This is a genomic window from Sinomonas sp. G460-2 (assembly GCF_047759905.1).
In the GTDB taxonomy this organism is placed as follows: domain Bacteria; phylum Actinomycetota; class Actinomycetes; order Actinomycetales; family Micrococcaceae; genus Sinomonas.
Window position 1 is genome coordinate 1 of the sequence record NZ_JBKZWT010000452.1, and the last position, 2,267, is coordinate 2,267.

Annotated in this window: 3 protein-coding genes; all 3 read left to right on the top strand. The window is 70.3% G+C overall.

The window, feature by feature from the left end:
* The coding region (locus ACLN58_RS21270) for an amidase family protein (protein WP_415857208.1) at positions 1-556 on the top strand (556 nt) is incomplete at its 5' end.
* Positions 553-867, top strand: coding sequence for a hypothetical protein (locus ACLN58_RS21275; RefSeq protein WP_415857209.1), 315 nt, complete (start codon positions 553-555; stop codon positions 865-867). The genes ACLN58_RS21270 and ACLN58_RS21275, both read left to right, overlap by 4 nt.
* Positions 867-2,267: sodium:solute symporter family protein (locus ACLN58_RS21280; RefSeq protein WP_415857210.1), on the top strand; the 1,401-nt coding region annotated here is incomplete at its 3' end. The genes ACLN58_RS21275 and ACLN58_RS21280, both read left to right, overlap by 1 nt.

Here is a 2,267-nt window from a genome sequence, read left to right on the forward strand (position 1 = left end):
CGCCGTCGTCGACCTTGCGTGCCCCGACCTCGGCGGTGCGGACGAGGCATTCCGGGTGCTCCGCGCCGCGGCGTTCGACGCCGCGTGGGGCGACGACCTCGCCGCGGACCCCGAGCTGTTCAACCACTTCCTCGCGGGGAACATCCGCGAAGGCGGCGCCCTCACCGGCCGCGACGTCTTCCGCGCCGAAGAGGCGATGACCCGCCTCATGCGGCGCGCCGCGGAGTTCTTCGAGCAGTACGACCTCGTGATCGCCCCGGCGTCCCAGGTCGCGCCGTTCGACGCCGGGATCGAGTTCCCCACTGACATCGAGGGCCACCCGCTCGAGACCTACCTCGACTGGATGCGCGCTCCCTACCTGTTCACCCCGCTGGGCCTCCCGGCCCTGTCGGTCCCGGCCGGCTTCACGCTCGCCGGCCTTCCCGTGGGCCTCCAGATGGTGGGAGCGCGCGGCAGCGACGCCCGCCTCCTCCGCCTGGCCTCGGCCTTCGAGAAGCTCTCCTCCTGCTCATCCCTTCGCCCGCGCGTTTCTCCCCAAGGAGCTGCAGTCCTATGAGCACTGCCCCCATCAGTCCCGCCCTCGCGTCGCCCAGGCGGCTCACCATTGCGCTGGCCCCGGTGGTCGGCATCGTGGTCACCCCGTTCCTGCCCTTCGTCTCAACCCCGACCTTCGTGGCCGGGATCCCCGCCGCCGTCGTGTGGATGGCCGCCATGGTGGTCGCGACGGTCGTCGCGCTCCAGATCGTGGAGCGCAGCTACCAGCGCGACGGCGGCGCGGCGCTCGACGCGGCGGAGGCAGCGTTCGACGCCGACCGCCTCGCCCAGGGCGCGGATGGGCCAGAAGAGACTCGTGGGGAGGGCCACTGATGCTGACCGTCCTCATCATTCTCGGGATCGTGGCCATCGGCGCGATCGGCGTCTGGTCCCGCACGCGCCAGACCGAGCTCTCCGGGTGGGTGGTCGGCAAGCGCAATCTGCCCCGCTGGACCACATGGTTCCTGCAGGCCGGCGAGTCCCTCACGACGTTCAGCTTCCTGGGCCTCGCGGGCGTCGCGTACGGCGGCGGCGTGGCCGCGCTCTTCGCGGTCGGCTACCTGACCATCTCCTGCATCCTGCAGTACTTCATCACTCCGCGGCAGAGGCAGCTCGGCGCCAACCGCGGCTATCTCACGATGGCGGACTTCTTCCAGGACCGCTTCGGCAGCCGGACGCTCGGCAGGACCGTGGCGCTCGTGGGCGCCGTGTTCCTCATCCCGTACCTCCAGCTGCAGATCACGGGCCTCGGCCTCATCGTCCAGCTCGCCACCGGGAGCGCCGACGCGAGCGGCTACAGCATGATCGTGGCGAGCGCCCTCGTGGTCGTCTTCGTCATCTGGGCCGGCATCCGCGGCCTGGCCCGCGTGGCCGTGCTCAAGGACTTCCTCATGGTCGGCGCGCTCGTGATCGTGCTCGCGGGCGTCATTGCGGGCGTGGGCGGGATCCCGGAGGTCGTCACGAAGGTCAACGCCATCTCCTCGGGCTACTTCACCGTCTCCCGCCCGGGCCTCGACGCGACGTTCTGGGTCAGCTCCGTGATCGTGACGGGCCTCGGCGCGGGCTTCAACACGTTCCCGCACTTGTGGCCACCCATCCTCGCCGCGAAGAGCGGCGCCGTGCTGCGCCGCAACAACAGCTGGATCGCGGTCTACCAGCTGTGCCTCTTCATCCCGATCCTTGTGGGCCTCGCGGGCATCCTGATCCTCAAGCCGAAGACGCCAGGCAACAACGTGCTGCTGAGCGTCGCGCAGGCCACGCTCCCCGAGCCGCTCATCGCCGTCATCGCGATCGGCGGCGCGGCGGCGGCCATGGTCCCCGCGGGCGCGATCGCGATGGGCATCTCGCTGCTCGTCTCCCACAACCTCGTGCCGGTCAAGAACCCCAAGCTGCGCTTCCGGCTCAACCACGTGATCGTGGCGCTCGCCGTGGGCGTGGCGCTCGTGTTCGGCCTCGCGAAATCGGACATCGCCTCGCTCCTCCTCCTCACGTACGGCGGCCTGACCCAGTTCGCTCCCGCTGTCGCGTTTGCCAACGCCCGGAGGGTGCGCGTGCACGGCATCCCGATCATGCTCGGCATCGTCGCGGGGACCATCTCGGTGGCGGTCATCACGTTCGCGGGCATCAAGACGGGCGGGATCGACTCGGGACTGATCTCGCTCGCGCCGAACCTCCTCGTGCTCACGTTCGCCGAGGTGTTCCGCCGCGTGCTCTTCAAGGGCCAGCCGGCGGTC